11 protein-coding genes and 2 pseudogenes are annotated in these 23,711 nt (G+C 69.9%); 8 read left to right on the top strand and 5 right to left on the bottom strand.

Going from position 1 to position 23,711, the window contains the following annotated elements; translation table 11 throughout:
- The first annotated feature begins 7 nt into the window (after positions 1-7).
- On the top strand, positions 8-568 hold the full coding sequence (locus tag QE449_RS12270) for a dihydrofolate reductase family protein (protein WP_285184766.1): 561 nt from the start codon (positions 8-10) through the stop codon (positions 566-568).
- 157 nt (positions 569-725) lie between these two features.
- Complete coding sequence (locus QE449_RS12265; RefSeq protein ID WP_307108892.1) at positions 726-1,916, top strand: FAD-dependent monooxygenase; 1,191 nt, start codon at positions 726-728, stop codon at positions 1,914-1,916.
- Here QE449_RS12265 and QE449_RS12260 read toward each other — a convergent pair.
- The 3 genes and pseudogenes from QE449_RS12260 to QE449_RS12250 form a co-directional block, all read right to left on the bottom strand.
- Positions 1,907-2,320, bottom strand: coding sequence for a VOC family protein (locus QE449_RS12260; RefSeq protein WP_027505395.1), 414 nt, complete (start codon positions 2,318-2,320; stop codon positions 1,907-1,909). The two genes, QE449_RS12265 and QE449_RS12260, sit on opposite strands and share 10 nt — an antisense overlap.
- Before the next feature lie 10 nt (positions 2,321-2,330).
- Positions 2,331-2,705: pseudogene (locus QE449_RS12255) on the bottom strand (helix-turn-helix transcriptional regulator).
- 80 nt (positions 2,706-2,785) lie between these two features.
- Positions 2,786-3,364 (bottom strand): TetR/AcrR family transcriptional regulator, encoded by a 579-nt coding sequence (locus QE449_RS12250; RefSeq protein ID WP_056445136.1) that lies wholly within the window; start codon positions 3,362-3,364, stop codon positions 2,786-2,788.
- A gap of 116 nt (positions 3,365-3,480) precedes the next feature.
- Between QE449_RS12250 and QE449_RS12245 the strand changes: the two are divergent.
- The 5 genes and pseudogenes from QE449_RS12245 to QE449_RS12225 all read left to right on the top strand — a co-directional run bounded on the left by QE449_RS12245 (position 3,481) and on the right by QE449_RS12225 (position 9,240).
- Positions 3,481-4,867, top strand: a pseudogene (locus QE449_RS12245) (cytochrome P450).
- A 25-nt stretch (positions 4,868-4,892) separates the two neighbouring features.
- Positions 4,893-5,447, top strand: a complete 555-nt coding sequence (locus tag QE449_RS12240) for a TetR/AcrR family transcriptional regulator (protein WP_285184776.1) — start codon at positions 4,893-4,895, stop codon at positions 5,445-5,447.
- Between the two features lie 90 nt (positions 5,448-5,537).
- Positions 5,538-6,818, top strand: a complete 1,281-nt coding sequence (locus QE449_RS12235) for a lipase family protein (protein WP_307108891.1) — start codon at positions 5,538-5,540, stop codon at positions 6,816-6,818.
- A 110-nt stretch (positions 6,819-6,928) separates the two neighbouring features.
- Positions 6,929-8,377: an aldehyde dehydrogenase family protein gene (locus tag QE449_RS12230; RefSeq protein ID WP_307108890.1), complete on the top strand. Its 1,449-nt coding sequence runs from the start codon at positions 6,929-6,931 to the stop codon at positions 8,375-8,377.
- Positions 8,374-9,240: an oxygenase MpaB family protein gene (locus tag QE449_RS12225; RefSeq protein WP_222631181.1), complete on the top strand. Its 867-nt coding sequence runs from the start codon at positions 8,374-8,376 to the stop codon at positions 9,238-9,240. The genes QE449_RS12230 and QE449_RS12225 overlap by 4 nt, the downstream gene beginning before the upstream one ends.
- Positions 9,241-9,246: 6 nt before the next feature.
- Here the strand turns inward: QE449_RS12225 and QE449_RS12220 are convergent, their stop codons facing one another.
- A complete protein-coding gene (locus QE449_RS12220; protein ID WP_051613280.1) occupies positions 9,247-9,615 on the bottom strand; it encodes a hypothetical protein in 369 nt (122 codons plus the stop codon).
- 142 nt (positions 9,616-9,757) lie between these two features.
- Between QE449_RS12220 and QE449_RS12215 the strand changes: the two genes are divergently transcribed.
- A complete protein-coding gene (locus tag QE449_RS12215; protein ID WP_027505388.1) occupies positions 9,758-10,102 on the top strand; it encodes an RNA polymerase-binding protein RbpA in 345 nt (114 codons plus the stop codon).
- Between the two features lie 77 nt (positions 10,103-10,179).
- Here QE449_RS12215 and QE449_RS12210 read toward each other — a convergent pair whose 3' ends face one another.
- Positions 10,180-23,706 (bottom strand): amino acid adenylation domain-containing protein, encoded by a 13,527-nt coding sequence (locus QE449_RS12210; RefSeq protein WP_307108889.1) that lies wholly within the window; start codon positions 23,704-23,706, stop codon positions 10,180-10,182.
- Positions 23,707-23,711: the final 5 nt, after the last annotated feature.

Raw genomic sequence — 23,711 nt, 5'->3', positions numbered from 1 at the left:
AAACGTCATGCGCACACTGAGATTCGCGATGAACACGAGTGTGGACGGGTACGTCGCGGCGCCCGATGGCGACCTCGGCTGGAGCGTGCCGAGCGACGAGGCGTTCCAGTGGTGGTCCGACCGCGTCGACTCGACGGGCCTCACGCTCTACGGGCGGAGGCTGTGGGAGGCGATGAACGCGCACTGGCCGACGGCCGATCGGCAGCCAGGGGCGACGCCCGCGCACGTCGAGTACGCCCGTCGGTGGCGCGACATGCCCAAGGTGGTGTTCTCGTCCACCCTGGACGCGGTGGAGGGCAACGCGCGGCTCGTCACAGGTGACGCCGTGGCGGAGATCGTCCGGCTGAAGGCCGGCGACGGTGGGCCGATGGACATCGGCGGCGCCACACTGGCCGCGGCTGCGATGCGGGCCGGGCTGATCGACGAGTACGTGATCATGACGCACCCCGTTCTGGTGGGCGCCGGTACGCCGTTCTTCACGGCGCTCGACGAGTGGGCGGGTCTGGAGTTGGTGGAGACACGGACGTTCTCGGGTGGACTGCACCTGGCGAGGTACCTGGCGCGGTAGGGGGCGAGAGATTCACAGTAATTGACATAATGTCGATTATCGGCACAATTTGGTATCACCTGGAACCCTGCCTGAGCGTCGCACGTCGACCGACGTACCGTCGGTCGACGAAGTCCTTCCTGTACCTCACAGGTAGTGAGCACGGAAGGCGAGGATCGTGACTGCAGAACGACGCGTACTGATCACCGGGGCCAGCATCGCCGGCCCGACCCTCGCGTACTGGCTCGCGAGGTCGGGTCGTGCTGTGACCGTCGTCGAGCGCGCTCCGTCGCCTCGGCTCGGCGGGCAGAACATCGACATTCGTGGTCCCGGCCGCGAGGTCGTACGCCGCATGGGTCTGGAGGACGCTCTCTTCGCCGCGACCACGACGGAACAGGGCACCCGGTTCGTCGATCGACGGGGCGCGACGATCGCGGCGTTCCCGGCCGGTACGGCGGACAGCGGAGGCGCGACGGCCGAGCTGGAGATCCTCCGCGGCGAACTCGCGCGCATCCTCGTCGACACGTCGGGACCGGACGTCGAGTACCGCTACGGCGACCGGGTCGTGGGCTGCGATCAGGACGCCCACGGTGTCGACGTGACGTTCGAGCACGGCGCTCCCGAGCGCTACGACCTCGTGGTGTTCGCCGACGGAGTGCGGTCCGGGAGCCGGGAGATCGTCTTTCCCGGCGAGGCCGTCACGCGAGATCTCGGGCTGTTCACCGCCTACGGGGTGCTCCCCCGCACCTCGGACGACGATGCATGGTGGCGCTGGTACAACGCGACCGGCGGACGTGTGGCCGGCTTGCGCCCGGACAACCAGGGCACCACGCGCTTCAGCCTGTCCTGGTTGTCGGGGCCGACCGGCCTCGAGCGGGCAGGGCAGTCGGAGGTCGTCGCCGCCCTTCGGACGACGTTCGCCGGCGCCGGCTGGGAGACTCCCCGCATCCTGGAGTCGCTCGATTCCGCCTCGGAGCTGTACGTCGACCGTCTCGCTCAGGTGCGCGCCCCACGGTGGTCGTCGGGCCGGGTCGCGATGGTGGGCGACGCGGCCTGGTGCGCGACTCCCGTGAGCGGGATGGGCACGACACTGGCCATCACCGGTGCCTACGTACTGGCCGCCGAACTCGCCCGCACCGATGATCACCGGGCCGCGTTCACGGCGTGGGACGCGCGGATGCGGCCCTTCGTCGACACGGTACAGTCGCTGCCGCCGGGAACGCCGAGGCTGGCGCACCCGAAGACGGCAGTGGGGCTCGCGGTCTTCAACTCTGCTGTGCGACTGGCCGGTTCGGCGCCGGTGCGAGCGCTGGCCGGCAGGTTCGGCGGCTCGGACGACGCGAACCTCGATCTGAGCGACTACCGCTGACGCTGCTGGATGCGGATCAGGTTGCCCGCGGGATCACGCACCGCGCAGTCCCGGATCCCGTAGGGCTGGTCGGTCGGTTCCTGCACGATGTCGGCATCCGCGGCCTGGAGTGCATCGAAGGTCGCCTCGAGGTCGTCGCTCGCGAGCAGGATGCCGCCGTACGTGCCCTTGGCCATCATCTCGGTGATGGTGCGGCGCTCGTCCTCGGTGATGGCGGGGTCGACCGCGGGCGGTGTCAGAACGATGGCGGTGTCCGGCTGCCCGGGCGGGCCGACGGTGAGCCACCGCAGGTTCTCGTACCCGACGTCGAGGCGGACCTCGAAGCCGAGAAGGTCGCGGTAGAAGGCCAGTGCGGCCTCCGGATCGTCCTGCGGGAGGAAGCTGGAGGCGATGGTGAGTGTCATGGCGACGACACTAGGTTCGCCTTACGCGGTCCGCTTCTCGATTCCTGATCGGTCGGGTGACCACCTTCTCGACACACGACGGCGCGCCGACCTCCGTGGACTGGTTCTGCTGCCGCTACGCGGACGGGGACAGTCCGGTCAGTTCGGAGAAACGGGTACTGAAGGTGCCCAGTGAGGAGCACCCCACCGTGAAGCAGATCTCCGTCACCGACCTCTCCGACCCCCGGAGCAGCGCCATGGCTCGTTCGATGCGCCGCGTCATCAGGTACGCGTAGGGCGACTCTCCGTACGCGGCGCAAAACTGCCGGCTCAGGTGCCCCGCGGACACGTGCGCGTCGCGCGCCAGGGTCTCGAGGTTCAGTGGCGTGGCGTACTCGCGGTCCATTCGATCCCGTACTCGACGGAGACGACGCAGATCGTCGAGGTGTCGCGAGTCCGCACCGGTGTCGGTCACGCGTCCTCCTCTCAGGAACGGCGCAGCAGTCCGTGCAGTGCGCGCATGCAGAGATCATGCACCTCGTCGGCCGAGATCGACTGCCGGTCCACCCAGTCCACGCACACGGCGCGAACGAACGACACCCACCCGGCCACGGCCACCCGCGTCACCTCGTCCGCGCCGTCGTCGGGTCCCAGAGCCGCCAGGATCCGTTGCTGCTGCGTCTCGAACTCGGCCGTGAGGATCGCCTGGATACCGACGTCGCCCGACATCGTTCCTCGATTGATGGCCCGTAGTCCGTGAGCGTGATCGGTGGAGTATCGGATGTAGGCGCGCAGTCCGGCAGACACCTGGTGCTCGACGGGCAGCGTGGTGTCGGGAGCCGTGATCTCGACCATCCGAGCGGATTCGAGCCGGATGATGTCGGCGAAGAAATCCCTCTTGGACGAGAAGTAGTGATACATCAGCCCACGCGAGACGCCGGCCAGGTCGGCGACCTCCTCGATCCACACCTCGTCGTAGGGCCGTTCCGCGAACAGTCGTGACCCGATCTCGAGCAACTGGTGCCGACGCTGATCGGGTGACAGGCGTTTGCGGGGAGAGGTCATGACCTGCGCCATGTTACGGGACTGCTCGTGATACTTGACACGCGTTCAGTAGGGGGTAGCGTCCGCTGTTGTATCCCGGTTCAGTACGCCGGCCACCCACGCGAAAGGGTCCGACCGTGGTCACCACGATCTCGTCCACTTCTCCGCTTCCCCATCCCCCTCGACGACTCCCGGTGCTGGGCGACGTGCTGGGCGTACACGCGAGCACCCCGGTGCAGGACTCGGTGGCGCTGGCCGCGCAGCTGGGCCCCATCTTCGAGCGGGTGGTCCTGGGGCGCCGGTTCGTGATCGTGTCGGGCGCCGATCTCGTGGAGGAACTCAGCGACGAGTCGCGGTTCGTCAAGCACGTGGCACCCGCGGTCGCCGGACTTCGCTCGATCGGCGGGGACGGACTGTTCACGGCGTACTCGCACGAACCGAACTGGCGCAAGGCCCACGATCTCCTCCGGCCGGCGTTCACGCAGTCGGCCATGCGGAGCTACCACGACATCATGGTGGACGTCGCCGGACAGCTGGTGTCGCACTGGTCGTCCCGTGATCGGGTCGACGTCTCCTCGGACATGACCAAGTTGACGCTCGAGACCATCGGCCGCACCGGGTTCAGCTACAGCTTCGACTCGTTCACCCGCGCCGAGACGCACCCGTTCGTCCGGGCCATGGTGCGGACCCTGCAGCACAACCAGCGCCGCGCACTGCTGCCGCTCCCCGTCGTCGGCGACCTGGTGTTCCGGCGTCGCGAACGGCGGAACGATGCCGACAAGGCCTTCATGGCCGAGCTGCTCGACGACATCGTGCGGGCCCGCCGGGACGGTGAGACGAGCGGCGACGGCGATCTGCTGGACATCATGCTCCAGGCGGCACGCGACGGTGATCCCAACGCGCTGGACGAGGTGAACATCCGGCATCAGATCGTCACCTTCCTCATCGCCGGACACGAGACGACCTCCGGCTCACTGTCGTTCGCCCTGTACTACCTGTCGAGGCATCCCGAGATGTGGGCTCGGGCGCGTGCGGAGGTGGACGAGGTGTGGGGTGCGGACACGCCGTCCTTCGAGCAGGTGGCGAAGTTGCGCTTCGTCCGACGGGTTCTCGACGAGGGACTGCGCCTGTGGCCGACGGCCCCTGGTTACGCGCGCGAGGCACGCCACGACACGACGGTCGGCGGGCGGTCCCATGGCCGCGGGCGACTGGGCCCTGGTGCTGATCCCCGGTCTGCATCGCGATCCCGTATGGGGGCCGGATCCCGAGGTGTTCGACCCGGACCGCTTCCTGTCGGCGAACGTGCGGGCCAGGCCGCCGCACGCCTACAAGCCGTTCGGCACGGGCGAGCGTGCCTGCATCGGGCGCCAGTTCGCTCTCCACGAGTCGCTGCTGGTGCTGGGCACGATCCTCCAGACCTTCGACGTCGCTCCCGATCCGGGCTACGAGCTCGCCATCGAGGAACGCCTCACCCTCATGCCGGCCGGGTTCGACCTCGAGGTGGCTCGGCGCGACCGCAGCTGACGTGAGGATCCCGCACACTGGTCCCATGCGATCGCGCGGCAAGATCATGGAGGCCACCCTCGAGGTGATCGCGGAGCACGGTTTCGACGGCGTCACCATCGCGGGTGTGTCCGCCGCTGCCGGGGTCTCCCGACAGACCGTGTACTCCATCTTCGGCACGCGCGAGGTGTTGGTGACCCGCACGATGGAGCATTTGGCGGTCGAGGTCATGACCGAGATCCGGTCGCGCCTCGACGGCCCGGAGACCGTGCGCGACTACGTCGTGGAGATGGTGATCGGTGGTCGGCGGGCGGTGCGCGACATTCCCGCGATGGGAGCGCTGCTGCGGTTGAACGGCATCAACCCGGTGCTGCATCCCGATGTCGTCCAGCACGCCATTCCCGTCGTGCGAGATCTACTGTCCCCGCTGACCGCGCTCGACCCTCGGGTCGCCGAGGTGTTGGACGACATCGTCCTCATCACCACTCGTCTCGGACTGTCCGTCGTGCTCTTCGACGATCCGTCCATCGCGGACGACGACGACCTCCGCGCCTTCCTCCTGCGGTGGCTCCCGGCGTCGATGACCGTGCCGCCGGAGTGACAGGCTTCACGTCGCGACCTTGACACCTGGTGCCGGAACTGTCTAACTTCAGGGCGCCTGCCGGGGGTCCGCGCAGCGGGAAGGAAGTCGATGACACTGTCACGCAGTCTGATCGTGGGAGCGGTGCTCGTGGCGTTGGTCGGTGTCGCACCCGCACTCGCCGACGCAGCCCCCGGTGACGACTTCTACTCCCCACCGACGGACGTCGCGGGTGCGCCGGGCACGGTGCTCCGCACCGAGCCGATGTCGCTCTTTCTCGCTGCGCCAGGAGTGGACGGTCGCTACCCCGCCACCGCGCAGCGCGTCATGTACACCTCGCGGACCGAGAACGACGAGCCCGTCGCGGTGACCGGAACGTTCATCGACTCGGCCGTTCCCTGGCGCGGCGCCGGCCCCAGACCCACCGTCGTGGTCGCTCCGGGCACGGTGGGGCAGGGCGACCAGTGCGCGCCGTCGCGGGCGTTCCCGCTCGGGCTGAATCTGACGACGGACCCGCTGTCCCTCTCGGCGAACCAGGAACTCGTGTCGTCGACGCTCTGGGGGTCGATGGGCGCGCGCGTCTTCGTGACCGACTACATCGGTCTCGGCACGCCGGGGTTGCACACCTACGTCAACCGGCCGGAGGAGGCGCACGCGGTGCTCGACGGCGCGCGAGCGGCGAACGCGCTGACAGGCGACCCCGACTCCCCCATCGGTCTCTGGGGCTATTCGCAGGGCGGCGGCGCCACCGCCGCCGCGGCCGAGTCGGCGGCGAGTTACGCACCGGAACTGAACATCAAGGGCACCTGGGCGGGCGCACCGACGGCCGACCTGCTCGACGTGCTGAACACGGTGGACGGCACTCTCATCGGCGGCGTCATCGGGTACGCACTGAACGGAGTCCTCGAGCGGAACCCGTCGTTGCGGGCCCGCGTCGAGGAGCGCGTCTCCGATCACGGCAAGACGGTGCTGAACGACCTGTCGACCCAGTGCATCGCCGACACGATCCTGACGTATCCGTTCCTGCGCACCGAGACGCTGACGAAGGACGGTCGCTCGATGTCGGAGAACCTGAGATCCGTGCCCGAGGCCGGTCCCATCTTCGAGAAGCTGCGTACCGGCACCCTGCGGCCGTCGGCCCCGGTGTTGATCACCAGCGGCATCAACGACGACACGGTGCCGTACGGGCAGGCGCGGGAGTTGGCGGAGGAGTGGTGCGGCCAGGGTGCGTCGGTGACGTTCCGGTCGAACCCGCTGCCGCCGATCCTGCCGGGTGCGGTGCTGCCCAATCACTTCGGTCCGCAGATCATCGACGGCTACGGCGGTGCGGCCGCGGCGTACCTGATGGACCGGTTCGCCGACGTACCCACCGAAGGGTGCGACATCGCCTGACGGTCGGTTCGGGTCACCGACCACGGTCGGCTCGGTCATTGTCGCGGACGGCGATCAGCCATAGTGTCACCGATCACAGTGGATCATTCGGCTGACTGAGGGGTACACACATGACGGTCCAGCACTCTCCGGAACGCACCGCGGCACCGACGCCGTCCGACGGAGAGGTGCACGCGGCCGTCGCCCGCGCGCGTGACGCGGCACTGTGGTGGGGCGCTCTCGATTTCACGGATCGCAAGGGGTGGCTGCTCGAGTTCCGATCCAGGATCGCCCGCACCTCGGCGTGGCTCGTCGACACCGTGCGAGAGGAGACGGGCAAGCCGAAGGACGACGCTCTGCTCGAGGTCATGCTCGCGGTGGAGCATCTCACGTGGGCCGCGAAGAACGCGCGACGTGTCCTGCGGGAGCGGTCCGTCTTCCCGGGTCTGGTGAGCATCAATCACGCTGCCTCCGTGCGGTATCAACCGATGGGTGTCGTCGGCGTGATCGGCCCGTGGAACTATCCGGTCTACACCCCGATGGGGTCGCTCGCGTACTCGATGGCCGCCGGCAACGCCGTCGTCTTCAAGCCCAGCGAGCTCACTCCCCGCACCGGCACCTGGCTGGCCGACGCCTGGGCGTCGCTGGCGGCGCCGCACCAGGTGCTCCAGACCGTCACCGGCGACGGTCGGGTCGGTGAGGCGCTGTGCCGCTCGGGAGTGGACAAACTCGCCTTCACCGGGTCCACCGCGACGGCGAAGAAGGTCATGGCGGTGTGCGCGGAGACGCTGACGCCGATCGTGGTCGAGGGCGGCGGCAAGGACGCGCTCATCGTCGACGCCACCGCCGACCTCGAGGCCGCGGCGACCTTCGCCGCGTTCGGCGCCATGGGCAACGCGGGCCAGACCTGCGCGGGTGTGGAGCGCATCTACGTGGTCGAGGAGGTCGCCGATCGTTTCGTGGACATCCTGACCTCCCGTGTACGCGACCTCCGGGTCGGCGACGCGGACGATGCGCAGTACGGACGCATGACGTTGCCGAAGCAGGTCGACATCGTGCGGGACCAGGTCGAGGACGCCCTGGCGCGCGGTGGTCGCGCCGTCGTCGGCGGACTCGAATCCGTCCGGGCGCCGTACGTCGATCCCATCGTGCTGCTCGACGTGCCGGAGGACAGCTCGGCCGTCGCCGAGGAGACGTTCGGTCCGACCGTGGTGGTCAACCGCGTCCGTGATCTCGACGAGGGCATCGAGCGGGCCAACGCCTCGAAGTACGGGCTGGGCGCGTCGGTCTTCACCGCGTCGAAGGCCGCGGCCGAGCGGGCGGCGGACCGGCTCCGGGTCGGAGTGGTGACGGTCAACTCCGTGCTGGGCTTCGCAGCGGTGGGCGCGCTGCCGTTCGGCGGAGTCGGCGACTCGGGCTTCGGACGGATCCACGGCGCGGATGGGTTGCGGGAGTTCTCCCGGGTGAAGTCGGTGACGAAGCAACGCTTCGCCGCCCCGCTGGGCCTGGTGACGATGACGCGCAAGCGGCGCGACGTCGCGGTCGCGCGCCTGTTGCTGACCAAGGTCTACGGGCGATGACCACCCTCCCCCGGCCGCGCTTCGGGCGGTTCGGGTGGGTGCGGGTGATCGACGAGCTGGATCCGGTGGCGGACGCGGCCACCGTCCTCAAGATCACGGCGGGCTGCGAATTTCCCTGGGACTATCAGCGCGCGTTGGAGTTCGCGCTGTTCCGCACGTACTGCGTGCCCACCATCTCGGCGTTGCTCCGCAGGACGGGAGAGTTCGAGCACCGCCCTCAGAAGCGGTACGACGACACCGCGCTGCTCATGTCGGAACTCGTGGAACACGGGTACGACTCCGAGCGCGGGCGCGCGTCGCTCCGCGCGGTCAACCGCATGCACGCGCGCTACGACATCTCGAACGACGACATGCTGTACGTGCTCTCCACCTTCGCGTTCGATCCGCTGGACTGGATCGACCGCTACGGGTGGCGGCGCCTGCATCCGCACGAACGGATCGCGAGCGTCGCGTTCTACCGCGAGGTCGGGATCCGGATGGGCATCCGGGACATTCCCGCGTCGACAGCCGACTTCCACGCCTTCAAGGTGCGGTACGAGCGCGAGCGGTTCGTCTACTCCGACGACAACAGGGCCATCGGCGAGTACACCCGCGACCTGCTGGCGTCGTGGTACCCGCGCCCTGTCCGCTCCGCGGTGCGCGGCGCCGTGCTGTCGATGATCGATCAGGACATGACCCGCGCCTTCGGGTTCGGCGACCCGGTCCCCGCCGTGCGTCCGGCGCTCGAGTCGGCGCTGCAGGCCCGAGGCCGCGTGGAGCGTCTGCTGCCCAAGCGGACGGCATCGCGGTCGGCGCAGGATCCGCGCAACCGGACGTACCCCGGGTACCCGCAGGGCTACCACCCGAGCGACCTGGGTGTCTGATCAGGATCAGCGCAGTCGTTCCGCGTCCTTGGCCAGGGTGACCAACCGGTCGCAGAGCTCGGCGAGTTCGGCCGCGTCGGCGCCCTCCGCGACGGCCGTGGCCACGTCCTCGGCGGCGCACCGGACTCCGAACGCGCGATCGGCGGCGGCACCGGCCTCGGCCTCCGTGAGCACCACGGCGTCGTCCGCGACGACGGTGTCCTTCAGCGACGTCCGCTGTTCGTAGGCACGCTGACGGCAGGACTGACGGCAGTACCGTCGGCGCCGGCCCGCAGCGCCCTCGACCACCGGCCGACCGCACCACAGACACGTGCTCGGGCGCCGTGCGCGGGACCGACCGATCCCACCGCCCACCGTCCCGGATTCACCCCGCATCGACCCGACGATACCGACGTGCGCGGACCCTGCCGCATCACCGGTTAGAATGGGGTGTTCGCGTGCGGGAACGTTCCGCGCACCACGCGCGTTGAATTCGACGGACGCGACATGCGTACCACGATCGAGAGAGGACTCCACCATGGCAGATCGCGTTCTACGAGGTAGTCGACTCGGAGCGGTGAGCTACGAGACCGATCGCGACCACGACCTCGCGCCCCGGCGCATGGCTCGATACCGGACGGACAACGGCGAGGAGTTCGACGTTCCCTTCGCCGACGACGCCGAGCTGCCCGGCACCTGGCTCTGCCGCAACGGTCTCGAGGGCAGTCTGATCGAGGGCACCGCGCCCGAGGCCAAGAAGGTCAAGCCCCCGCGCACCCACTGGGACATGCTGCTCGAGCGGCGTTCGGTGGAGGAGCTCGAGGAACTGCTCAAGGAGCGGATGGATCTGCTCAAGGCGAAGCGTCGCGGCGCCGGAGTCTGACCGCCTCTCCCCTGTCGTCACCGAGGGCCCCGGAGCATCTGCTCCGGGGCCCTCGGTGTGTCTCGGGTCCGTCGAGATCAGCGCAGGTGCTGCGCGACGATCGGTCCGATGATCGCGAGTGCCTGCGGATCGGTCATCGCGGAGTGTGCGACCGGCACCGCGTGATCGTGGATGGCACCGCGGACGTGTCGACGCCAGGCCGAGGCGGTCCGCCGTACGTCGTTCCGGTTCACCTCGTCCTCGGTCGCGGTGAAGAACAGCACGTCGCAGTCCACGACGCCCGGTGAGTACCCGTGCGCCAGCGAGGTCCCGTTCACGTAGCCCGCGTACAGCCGCTCGAGGGTGTCGACGGTCATCGCCGCCATCGGACCACCCTCGGACCGCAGCGCGGCCGCCGCCTCCGCGACCGTCGGTTCCACGCCTGCCGGCAACTCGTGGCCGGTGAACTCCTCGATGAGATCCCGCACCGACGGTGTCGACTCGAGGTACTCGTCGGCGAGCACGTAGCTGTCGAGCATGGTCAGCGTCGCGACGCTCTCCCCCACCCGCTGCAGCTCGACGGTCATCGCGTGGGCGATGAGGCCGCCGAGCGACCAGCCCAGCAGGTGGTACGGACCGTGCGGCTGGATCGACCGGATCTCGCGAACGTAGTACCGGGCCAGCTCCTCGACCGTGTCGAACTCCTCGGTGCGCCCCGAGACGACGGGTGACTGCAGGCCGTACACCGGCTGATTCGAGTCGAGGTGGGCGAGCAGACCGCTGTAACTCCAGGACAGTCCGAACGCCGGATGGATGCAGAACACCGGTGACGCGGAACCCTGCGGGCGCAGCGGCAGCAGCATGTCCAGTGACGCCGTGGCCGTCGCTGCGACCTCGTCCGCCGACAGATGCGCGGTGTCGTCGATGCGCGCGGCGAGAGCTGCCGGCGTGGAGTCGGTGAACAACCATTGCATCGGAACCGTCGTGCCGAGGGTCTCTTCGAGTCGAGCGACCACGCGCGTCCCCACCAGCGACGTGCCGCCGAGTTCGAAGAAGCTGTCGTCGAGTCCGACTCCGGCCACCCCCAGGATCTCCTCGTAGACAGCGCAGACGGCGCGCTCGGTCGCGGTGCCCGGATCGCGATGCTCGCCGGTGACGGCGAACTCCGGAGCGGGCAGCGCTCGCCGATCGAGCTTGCCGACGGAGGTCAGCGGCAGCTCGTCCAGCAGCATGATCGACTGCGGCACCATGTAACCGGGCAGTCGCTCCTGCAGATGGCGACGCAGCGACGCCGTGTCGACCGACGACTCCCGGTGCGGCAGGACGTAGGACACCAACACGGTGTCCCCCGAGGGCAGGACGTGGCCCATCGTGGTCGCGAAGTCCACGCCGTCGTGCACGTCGAACGCGGCGTCGATCTCACCCAGCTCGATGCGGAACCCGCGGATCTTGACCTGATGATCGGTCCGGCCCACGTAGGACAGGGTCGGGTCGCCGTCGGCGGACTCGCGCCAGCGCACCAGGTCACCGGTGCGGTAGAGGCGCTCACCCGGCTTGCCGTGCGGATCGGCGACGAACCGCGACGACGTCAACGCCGTGCGCCCGAGGTATCCGCGAGCGAGTTCCGGTCCGGCGAGGTACAGCTCGCCGACGACGCCGAATGGCACCGGTTGCAGCTGGCGGTCGAGGACCTGCGCCGCGACACCGCGAATCGGTCCACCGATCGTGACCGGACCCTTGGGCACCATCGGCGCACTCATCGTCGTGACGATGGTCGTCTCCGTCGGCCCGTACACGTTGTACAGCGAGCGTCCCGGAGCCCAGCGCTCCACCAGTTCCGGTGGGCACGCCTCGCCGCCGACGAGGATGTGTCGCAACGACGTCGCGCTCGCCGGGTCCGCGGTCGACAATGCCGCGGTCGTGATGAAGGCGTGCGTGATGCGTTCCGATCCCAGCAGGTCGCCCAGTTCGCGGCCGCCGTAGACCCCGGGCGGTGACACGACGAGTGTCGCGCCGGATCCGTACGCGAACAGCTGGTCCATGACGGCGGCGTCGAAACTCGGTGTCGCGAAGTGCAGTACGCGTGCCGTCTCGTCGACCTCGAATCGATCGCGCAGCTCGCCGGCGAAGTTCGACAGGCCGGCGTGGGTGACGACGACGCCCTTCGGTGTCCCGGTCGACCCCGAGGTGTAGATGACGTACGCGGGGTGCACGAGAGCGATGGGTCCGAGAAGTTCTGCGGGCGTGAGGGGTTCGTCGGACGTACGAGCCAGCTCGGCCAGGGTGTCCGCGTCGTCGAGCACGAGCCACCGTGTCGACGAGACTCCGTCCACGGCCGCCCGGTGCTCCGCGGTCGTCAGTCCCCACGTGGTCGCCGAGTCCGTCAGCATGTGACGGACGCGGTCGGCCGGGTAGTGCGGGTCGACCGGGACGAAGGCGCCGCCGGCCTTCGCGACGGCCAGGACCGCGACGAGAGAGTCGAAGGATCGCGTGAAGCCCAGGGCCACCAGTGATTCCGGTCCGACACCGCGCCGGACGAGAGCTCGGGCCACCGTGGTCGAACGTCGGTCGAGCTCGCCGTAGGTGATGTGGGCGCCGAGGTACTCCGCCGCGATGCGGTCGGGAACCCGGCGTGCGGTCTGCTCGAACACCTCGGACAGGGTCAGCGACGGATCAGGATCGGTCTCGCCGCCGTGCACGGGCACCAGATGGGCTCGCTCCTGCGAGGTCAACATCTCGACGCTGCCGATGCTGCGGTCGGGTTCGGTGGCCAGGACGCCCAACACGCCCACCAGACGATCGAGCATGGTGCTCACGGTGGCGGCGTCGAACAGATCGGTCGCGTAGTCGGCGGTGACGGTCAGCCCCGCCGGCTCCCGGTCGTCGGTGCGCCGGTCGGTGACCGTGAACTGGATGTCGAACTTGGCGACGGCGACGTCCACCTCGGCCGCGTCGACGGTCACCTCGCCCATGCGGGCAGTCGTCGGAACGTCGTCCTGCAACGACAACATGATCTGGAACAACGGGTGATGGCTCGTGCTGCGCTGCGGGTGCAGCACGTCCACCAGACGTTCGAACGGAACGTCGGGGTGCGCGAACGCGTCCAGATCGACCGCGCGCACGTGCTGCAACGCCTCGGTCAGCGACGCGGTCGGCGAGACCCGCGTGCGCAGGACCAGCGTGTTGACGAACATTCCGACCAGCGCGTCCAGTGCCTGGTCGCCGCGGCCGGCGACCGCGGTACCGACGGACGTGTCGAAGCGGCCGGCGAGACGGCCGAGCACGACGGCGAGGGCGGTGTGGACGGCCATGAACAGCGTCGCGTTCTCCCGCCGCGCAAGGTCGACGAGCCGCCGGTGCGTGTCGACACCCACCGTGGTGGTGACCACCCCGCCCCGGTGAGACGGCACGCTCGGCCGCGGACGGTCGGTGGGGATGTCGATACGGTCGGGAGCTCCGGTCAACGCCGCCGTCCAGTACGCCAGTTGCGTCGAGACGAGGCTCGACGGGTCGTCCTCGGAGCCGAGCCGGTCACGCTGCCACAGCGTGTAGTCCGCGTACTGCACCGGCAGTGGCTCCGTCGCGGGTGCCGTGCCGGTGGACCGCGCGGTGTAGGCGGTGAGCAGGTCGGCGGCGAGCGGCGCCAGCGACCAGCCGTCCGCGGCGATGTGGTGCAGCGTGACGACGAGGACGTGCTCGTCCCCGGCCGCCACCTCGAGCAGGTCCACCCGCAGGGGCGCCTGCGTGGTCACGTCGAACCCGCGGGCCGCGCTCGTGACGATCGCGACCGTCACCGCGGAGGGCTCGGTCACGACGGGCTCCAGCGCCACCGGCACCTCGTGCGCAGGCAGGATCACCTGGTGCGGGCCCTCGGGCGAGTCCGGGTACACGGTCCGGAGCACCTCGTGGCGGTCGACGAGGTCGCGCAGCGCGGCCTCCAGCGCGGCGATGTCGAGCGGTCCCGTCAGGCGCACCGCGAAGGGCACGTTGTACGCCCCCGACGCCCGGTCGAACCTGTTGAGGAACCACAGGCGTTGCTGCGCCGAGGACAGCGGGATCCGGTCGGGTCGAGGCCGTGCCTCGAGAGCGGGGCCGGCGGACTCGGCGAGCCCGTCGATGTGCGCGGCGAGGGCTGCGACCGTCGGGTGCTCGAAGAGTGCCCGGACCGGAACCCGAACGCCGCGAGTGGAACCCAGGCGGGACGCGACCTGTGTGGCCAACAGGGAGTTGCCGCCGAGTGCGAAGAAGCTGTCGTCGCGTCCGACCTCGACGTCGAGGTCCAGCACTGCCGCCACGGTCTCGGCGACGGTCCGCTCGGTCTCGGAGGCCGGCGCGTCGTGAGTGCGGTCGACGGCCACGACGACCGGGGCGGGAAGCGCCCGCACGTCCAGCTTGCCGACGGGAGTGAGAGGGATGCGCTCGAGAACCGTCATCGATGCCGGCACCATGTGGCCGGGCAGAACGGAGCGGACGCCGCCCGTGACCGCGTCGACATCGATGTCGTGTCCGGTGGCGGCGACGACGTAGGACGCCAGCGAGGCGCGACCGGAGGCATCGGTGTGCACCAGAGTGTGCGCGAAGCCGACGGACGGGTCCCTCGTCAGTGCGGCGTCGATCTCACCGAGCTCGACGCGGAATCCGCGGATCTTGACCTGGGTGTCCGAGCGTCCGACGTAGTCGAGCCGGCCGTCCGCAGTCCACCGCACGACATCGCCGGTGCGGTACATCCGCTCCCCCGCTGTGCCGTACGGATCGGCCACGAACCGGCCCGCCGTCAGTCCCGCGCGGTCGAGGTAGCCGCGAGCGACGCCGACACCCGACAGGTACAGCTCACCCGTGACGCCGACCGGCACCGGATGCAGACGCGCGTCGAGCACCACGGCGCGGACTCCGGCGATGGGCGTACCGATGGTGACCGGTTCGTCGGCACGCAGTTCCGCGATGGCGGCGACGATGGTCGCCTCCGTCGGGCCGTACCCGTTGTACAGCGAACGTCCGACCGACCAGCGCCGCACCAGGTCCGCGGAGCACGTGTCGCCGCCCACCACCACGGTGGTGAGACTCGGCAGTGATCCGGCGGCGACGTCGACGGTCGCGAGCGCGGCCGGGGTGACGAAGGCGTGCGAGACCGACTCGCGGTCGATCAGTTCGGCCAGTTCCGCGCCGCCGTAGACGTCGCTCGGGGCGACGACGACGGTGGAGCCGGCGCCCATCGCCATCAGGATCTCGAGCACCGACGCGTCGAAGCTCGGCGAGGCGAAGTGCAGGGTCCGCGATGTTCCGGTGATGCCGAACGTCGTGCGCTGCACCTCTGCGAACGAGGAGAGTCCCGAGTGCGTCACGGCGACGCCCTTGGGCAGTCCCGTCGATCCGGAGGTGTAGATGACGTAGGCCGGATGGTCGACACGCAGCGTGGACGTCCGGTCACGGTCGGTGACGGGTTCCGTCGACCGGGTCGCGATGTCGGCGACGGTGGCCGGGTCGTCGAACACGATCCAGTCGACGTCCCGTCCTGCCGCCGGGCGGTCGGCCACGGTGCAGACACCGAGGTCGGCCCCGCTGTCGGTGAGCATGTGGTCGATGCGGTCCGCAGGGTAGCGCGGATCGACGGGGACCCAGGCCGCGCCTGTCATCGCCACGGCGAGCATCGCCGCGACGGACTCCGCCGACCGGGTGAGCGCCAGGGCGACGACGCGCTCGGGTCCGGCTCCGCGTTCGAGCAGGACCCGGGCGAGACGGGTGGCGTCGGCATCGAGCTCGGCGTACGTGCGCGACCGCCGAGCCGTGACGTCGACGCCGTGGGACGGATCATGCACCAGCGCAGTGGTGTTCGCGTTCTCCCGCGCGACGGCGGCCCACAGGTCGGGCAGCAGTACCGGTGCGCCGGGACGCTCGCCGGCCCGTGTCGTCAGCTCGCGGGACTCCTGATGGGACAGGAGTTCGATGTCGCCCACGGTCAGCGACGGGTCTCGGGCCACCGTGGTGAGCACGGCGCTGACACGGTCCGCGAAGGCGGCGATGGTGCTCTCGTCGTAGAGATCGCGCGTGTAGGTGACGCGGAACCGCCACGACCGCTCACCGTCGGCGTCGGTGCTCTCCGTGACGGCGAGCTCGACGTCGAACTTGCTGCGCTGCAGGTCGATCTCCGACGCGGTGACGGTGAGACCGTCGAGTTCGCCGCTGGTGACACCGTCGGACTGGAAGGCCAGCACGACCTGCACGAGCGGGTGCCGACCGGCCGTCCGCGACGGCGACAGAGCGTCGACCAGACGCTCGAACGGCAGGTCCGCGTGGGCGAACGCGTCGAGATCGGTGCTGCGGACCCGGCCGAGAAGGTCGGCGAAGGTGTCGGACGGCGCCACGTCGGAGCGCAGGACAAGAGTGCCGACGAACATGCCGACCAGCTCGTCCAGTGCGCGATCGCGTCGGCCGGCGATCGGGGTGCCGATCACCACGTCCCGGGTGTCGGCGAGCCGAGCGAGCGTGACCGCGAGTGCGGCGTGCATCGCCATGAACGTGGTGCTGCCCCGGCGCTGGGCGACGGCCGACAGTGCGGTCATCACGGCCGGATCGACGGCGAACTCGTGGACGCCGGCCCGGTGGGACGGCGCCGCCGGGCGGACGCGGTCGCCGGGCAGGGTGCACTCGTCCGGAAGGTCGGCGAGAGTGTCGGTCCAGAAGGAGAGGTCGCGGTGTGCCCGGCTCTCCGGGTCGGCCTCGTCTCCGAGCACGGCCCGCTGCCACAGAGTGAAGTCGCTGTACTGCACCGGAAGTGGGGTCCACTGCGGGGCAGCTCCCCGGATGCGGGCGGCGTAGGCGACCATGACGTCGCGGGTCAGCGGTCCGAGGGACCACCCGTCCGCGGCGATGTGGTGCACGACGAGACCGAGCACGTGCTCCGTCTCGGAGATCGACAGAAGAGTGGTGCGCAGCGGGGTCTCGACCGTGAGATCGAACCCGCGACGGGCGAACCGTGTCAGCGCGTCCGCGACGTCGTCGCGGTCCACGACGGTCGTTGTGAGCGGTACGGGTGCTGCCGGTGCGACGACCTGGTGCGGTCCGTAATCGCTCTCGGGGAACACGGTCCGCAGGCTCTCGTGCCGTTCCACCACGTCGGCCAACGCCAGTGCCATCGCGGGGGCGTCGAGGACGCCGTCCAGGTGCACCGAGAACGAGATGTTGTAGGCGTCGGAGGTGGGGTCGAAGCGATTGAGGAACCAGAGCCGTTGCTGCGGCGACGACAGCGGAATCCGGTCCGGACGGCTCGCCGCCGGGATCGCGACGAGCGGGATCCGCAACGCCGCACCGCTGTCGGCGTCGAGGTGAGCCGCGAGCGCCTCGACGGTCGGGGCCTCGAAGAGAGTGCGCACCTCCACCTCACGGCTCAGCGCGGCGCCGATCGCACTGGTGACACGGGTCGCCATCAACGAGTTGCCACCGGCGTCGAAGAAGCTGTCGTCCAGACCGACCCGGGGCACCGTGAGGACGTCCGCGAACACGCGGGCGACGGTCCACTCGGTCTCGGTGCGGGGCTCGCGGTACGCCGCCTCCGTCGTCTCCGGTGTGGGCATGGGCAGCGCGCGGCGATCGAGCTTGCCCGACGGGGTGAGGGGCACCTCGTCGAGCACGACCACCGCGGACGGCACCATGTACCCGGGCAGGGTGCGGCGGGCGTGCTCGAGCACCGGTTCGGTTCCGGCGGCGCCAGGCGCGAGCGTGAGGTGCGAGACCAGGCGGGCGTCGGCCCGGCCCGCGTTCTGCACGCTCGTGACGGAGAACGTGACCGACGGATGACGCTGGAGCACCGCGTCGATCTCGGCGAGTTCGATGCGGTGACCCCGCACCTTGACCTGGTCGTCGGCTCGGCCGCGGAACACCAGTTCGGTTCCCGCGGTGGTGGTCACGGCGGCGACGACGTCGCCGGTGCGGTACATACGGTCACCCGGCGTGCCGAACGGATCGGCGACGAAGCGGGTGGAGGTCAGCGGCAGGCGCCCGAGGTACCCGCGGGCCAGCGCCGGCCCGGACAGGTAGAGCTCGCCGGGAACTCCGGGGACCACCGGGCGCAGACGACGATCGAGCACCCGCACGTCGACACCGCGGCGCGGGGCGCCGATGGTGACGGGCGAGCCGGGTGCCATCGGCGGTGTCAGGGTCGCGACGACGGTGGCCTCGGACGGCCCGTACAGGTTGAGCATGCGGCGGCCGGGCGCCCACCGTTCGACGAGGGCGGGACTGCAGACGTCGCCGCCGACCCCGACGAAGGTCAGAGCGTCGAGGTCCGCAGGGTCCACCGTCTCGAGAGCAGCAGGGGTGACGAAGGCATGGGTCACCCGCTGATCACGCAGCAGTGCGGTGAGGCGGTCGCCGCCGTAGACGTCGGTACCGGCGACCACGACGGTCGCGCCCGCGGCGAATCCCATGAGCAGTTCCAGGATCGAGGCGTCGAAACTCGGCGAGGCGAAATGCAGTGTGCGCGATCGCGGTCCGACTCGGTAGGTCGCCACCTGCTCGCGGGCGAAGTCGGCGAGGCCGCGGTGCGGCACCACGACCGCCTTGGGGGTGCCCGTGGATCCGGACGTGAAGATGAGGTATGCCGGGTTCTCCGGGCGCACCCGTACGGGCAGTGCCGCCGAGGACTCGTCGGATCGGTGATCGACGGTGACCCACCGGACCGCGACGGGCAGTGCGGCTCCCGCGGCAGCGATGCCGAGGGACGCGGCGACGTCGGTGACCATGCGCTCGATGCGGTCCGCCGGGTAGCGCGGATCCACCGGGAGGAAGGCGGCGCCGGTCTTCGTCACGGCCCAGGTCGCGACGATCGAGTCGATCGAGCGCTCGAGGCACACGGGCACGATCGATTCCGGGCCGACTCCCTCGGCGATCAACGCGTGCGCCAGAAGGTCCGACGCGTCGTCGAGTTCGCCGTACGTGACGGAGCCGTCCGCCGTGACGACGGCGGTGGCGGACGGATCGCGCCGCGCGGCCGAGACGAGGATGTCGGCGAGCGACGAGGTGGGCCCGGCTGCCGCGCCCACGAGGACGGCAGGAGCGTCGGTGGACGTGGACAGATCGATGTCGCCGATCGCTCGGGTGGGATCCGCCGCGACCGATCGCATGACGGACACCAGTCGCTGCGCCATCGTCGCGGCTGTCGCGTCGTCGAACAGATCGCGGGCGTAGCCCAGGCGCGCATCGACCCCGTCGGGCCGACCGTCGACCGTGGTGCGCTCCGAGAGCTGCAGCGTGAGGTCGAACTTGGCTGTGCCGGAGTCGATTTCGGCGACCTCGACATCCAGTCCGGCCATCTCGACGCGGACCGGCGCGAGGTTCTCGAAGGAGAGAACGACCTGGAACAGCGGGTGGCGCGACGTCGAGCGCTCCGGTGCCGCCGCGTCGACGACACGCTCGAACGGGACGTCCGCGCGGGCGAACGCCTCGAGGTCGTGATCGCGTACCTCGCGGAGGAGGTCGGTGAACGGGACGTGCGGCGCGGGCGTCGACCGCAGCACCAGTGTGTTGACGAACATGCCGACGAGTCCGTCGAGCGCGCGGTGGCCGCGACCGGCGATGGGCGACCCGATCGCGACGTCGTCCGAGTCCGCGAGCCGTCCCAGCAGCGCGGACAGTGCCGCGTGCAACACCATGAACAGGCTGGCCGAGGTGTCCGATGCGAGCACGAGGAGCTGCTGGTGCAGATCGGCGTCGATGTGGAAGTCGTGGGCGCCGCCGCGGTACGACGGTGCAGCGGGACGGGGGCGATCCGTCGGCAGCTCGAGCGTGTCGGGCAGGCCGTCCAACCGCGCGGTCCAGTAGTCGATCTGACTGCGCAGGATCGAGGTAGGATCGTTCTCGTCTCCGAGTGCGGCGTGCTGCCAGAGCGTGAAGTCCGCGTACTGCACGTCGAGCGGTGCCCACAGCGGCGCACTCCCCTGCGTCCGCGCAGCGTAGGCGGTCATGACATCGGTCGCGAGGGGGCCGAAGGAGAACCCGTCCGACGCGATGTGGTGCAGCACCACGGCCAGCGTGTGCGACGTCGGCGAGGTGCGGAACAGGCGGACACGGACCGGGTGCTCCCGCGTGACGTCGAATCCGTGAGACGCGAACTCCCGCACGGTGTCGGCCAGCGCCGAGTCGTCGGTGTCGATCGGCGCGAGGTCGTGGTGCGCGGGGTCCTGCACCACCTGGTGCGGACCGTCGGCGGAGTCGGGATATACGGTGCGCAGCGTCTCGTGGCGCTCCAGGACGTCGGCGAGCGCGACACTCAGAGCGTCCGCGTCGAGGTCGCCGTGCAACGTGATGGCGAACGGCATGTTGTACGCCGGGGACGCCGAGTCGAACCGGTTCAGGAACCACAGTCGCTGTTGGGCGAGCGAGAGGGGAATGCGATCCGGGCGAGGTCCTGCGACCAGCGGCGGCCCGGTGGTGACCACGGGCGCATGGGCGACGCGATCCGCCAGACGTGCCACGGTCGGCGCCTCGAAGAGGTCCTTGATGCCCACGTCGGCACCGAGCTCGGCGCTGATGCGGGAGACCACGCGCGTGGCCAGCAGCGAGTTGCCGCCGATCTCGAAGAAGCTGTCGTGGACACCGGGAGCGGGGACGTCCAGCACGTCGGCGATGGTCTCGGCGATGCGTCGCTCGACCTCTGTGCGCGGCGGGACCGAGGGCACGTCGGCCCGGCGGCGCACCGGTTCCGGCAGTGCCTTGCGGTCGACCTTGCCGTTGGCGCTCAACGGAAGTGCGTCGAGAACGATCACCAGCGACGGCACCATGTAGGACGGGAGGCGGTCGGCGACGGTCGCGGCGACAGCGCGGACCTCGACGCTCGCCGCGTCGGTGCCGGGCTCGGGTGCGACGTACGCGACGAGCGTGGTCTCGCCGCGCTCGTCGACGTGGGCCACGGCCACCGCGTGGTGCACGGCGGGATGCGCGACCAGAGCCGCCTCGACGTCGCCGAGCTCGATCCGCAGTCCGCGGATCTTGACCTGGAAGTCGGTGCGGCCCAGGTACTCGACGGCGCCGTCGGCCCGCCAACGCGCCAGGTCGCCGGTGCGGTACATGCGGGTGCCGTGCGCCGACAGCGGGTCGGCGACGAACCGGTCGGCGCTCAGATCGGGCCGACCGACGTAGCCACGGGCGAGCTGGTCGCCCGCGAGGTAGAGCTCGCCCGCCGTTCCCACCGGAACCGGCTCGAGCCGGGCGTCGAGGATCTGCAACGCGGTGTTCCACACCGGCCGTCCGATCGGCACCGTGACGGCGTCGGCGTCGGTCACTTCCCAGTAGGTGACGTCGACGGCGGCCTCGGTCGGCCCGTAGAGGTTGTGCAGCGCGGACCCGGTGAGCGAGCGGAATGCCGATGCTGTCTCCGCGGGCAGTGCCTCACCGCTGCAGAACACCTGACGCAGGTCACCGAGCCGGGCGTCGGACGCGCGCAGTTCAGCGACGAAGGCGCTGAGCATCGAGGGCACGAAATGTGCCGTGGTGACGCCTGATCCGGCGATGATCGAGGCAAGGTAGCGCGGGTCGCGATGCCCGTCGGGCTCCGCGATCACCAGGCGGGCGCCGACCTGGAGCGGCCAGAAGAACTCCCACACCGAGACGTCGAACGTCGCCGGAGTCTTCTGCAGCACGGCGTCGTCGGCGCCGAGGTAGTACTCGTTCTGCATCCACAGCAGTCGGTTGACGATCGCCTGGTGCGACACCCCGACACCCTTGGGGCGGCCCGTGGAACCCGACGTGAAGATCACGTACGCCAGCGAATCGGGTCGCAGAGTCGCCGTGCGTTCACTGTCGCCGACCGGTGTGTCGGCGAGGCCGGCGAGATCGAGCATGTCGACGTCGACGCGCGCAGCGGTGTCGGGCAGGACGACACCCTGCGTGGACACCGTCAGCACGCACGCGGGCCGGGCGGTGTCGAGGACGTGGCCGAGACGCTCGGCGGGATGATCGGGGTCGAGCGGTACGTAGGCGCCGCCGGCCTTCTCGATCGCGTACATCGCGACGACGAGGTCGAGCGAGCGCTGCATGGCCAGGCCCACGAGCACGTCGGGTCCGACGCCGCGGGCGATCAACGCCCGCGCCAGGCGGGACGAGCGACGATCGAGTTCCGCGTACGTCAGTGCGGTGCCGGCGAACTCCAGGGCCGTCGCGTCCGGGGTGCGCCGCACCTGTGCGTCGAACAGCGCGGGCAGCGTGGTCCGCGGAACGCTCACGGCTGTGTCGTTGAACTCGGTGACCACACGGTCGTACTCGTCGGGCAGCACGACGTCGAGACCGGAGACGCGAGTTCGTGCCCCGCGTCCCAGGAAGTTCTCGAAGAAGGCGAGGAACCGCCGATGATGGGCGGCGAGGGTGTCCTCGTCGTACAGCGACGGGTTGCCCTCGAAGTCGATGTTCAGCGAGTTGCCGCCGCTGTTGTAGACGTTGAAGGTGAAGTCCTCGATGGGACCGCTGGAGAGCAGGTGCAGCCGGCCCACCAGATCGCCCAGACCGACGGTCCAGTCGAACAGCATGATGTTCACCATGGGTCCGAAGAACCCACGGTGCATGGTCGAGCTGCCGTGGTCGCGGCGGATGTCCTCGTGGCGGTATTTCTGGTGGCGCAGCGCACCGGTGATCTCGAGGGTCACCGACGACACCAGGTCGCCGATGTTCATGTCGGGCGAGATGTGCACGCGGATCGGTACGACGTTGGACACCATGCCGCCCGAGCGGCGCAGCGCCGCGGTGGTGCGGACGGACACCGGCAGACTCATGACGACGTCGGCGCGCCCGGTGACCCGGTGCAGGTAGGCGGCGAAGGACGCGGCCACGACGGCAGCGGCACTGGCGTCGAATCGCTCCTCCGCGGAGGTGAGCATGTCGCCGACGGTCTCGTCGGTGACACCGTTGCGTCGCAGGCGACTCGGCGCGGCCGGGGCGGTGCGATCGGCGAGGGAGAAGGTGTCCGGCAGACCCTGGAGCGTGTCCTGCCAGAAGGCGCGGTCGGTCTCGAACCTGGTGGAGGTGCGGTACGCGCGTTCTGCCGCGTAGAGCGTGGCCAGGTCGCCGGCCTTGCTGTCCGGGGTGGGAACGCCGGCCTGCTCGTTGGTGTACAGCTCGGCGACACGCTTCATGGCGGTGACGGCGCCGTATCCGTCACCGGCGATGTGGTGCATGCGGGTGTACCAGAAGTAGCGGTGGTCCTCGACGCGGAAGACGACGTTGACGGTCAGCGGATCGCGGTCCAGATCGACCGGGGAGCGCATCTCCTTCTGCATCCAGGCCAGGGCCGCGGCGATCGGGTCCGCCTCGGACCGGACGTCGAGCCGAGTGGTGCGCACGGTGGCTGCCGGGTCGACGACCTGATACGGCTGACCGTCGATCTCCACGAGCCTGATCTCGCCGGACTGGAGTTCCGCGGCCGCGCGGGCACCCACGCGCTCGAGCAGGTCGATGTCGAGGTCACCCTGCACGTCGACGTACTGCGCGACGGTGAGGGGAACCTCGGGAGCGAGCTTCTGGGCGAACCACAGGCTGGCCTGCGCCGGGGAGAGCGGGAAGGGATCGGACGCTGTCCGGTTCACGGTAGGTGCCGTGTCGGCCGGTTCGGTGGTTCTCGGTGCGCTGTCCGACGTCGTCATCGTTC

The sequence above is a fragment of the Rhodococcus sp. SORGH_AS_0303 genome, assembly GCF_030819335.1.
Lineage (GTDB): Bacteria > Actinomycetota > Actinomycetes > Mycobacteriales > Mycobacteriaceae > Rhodococcoides.
This window is presented reverse-complemented; position numbering and strand designations above follow the sequence as displayed.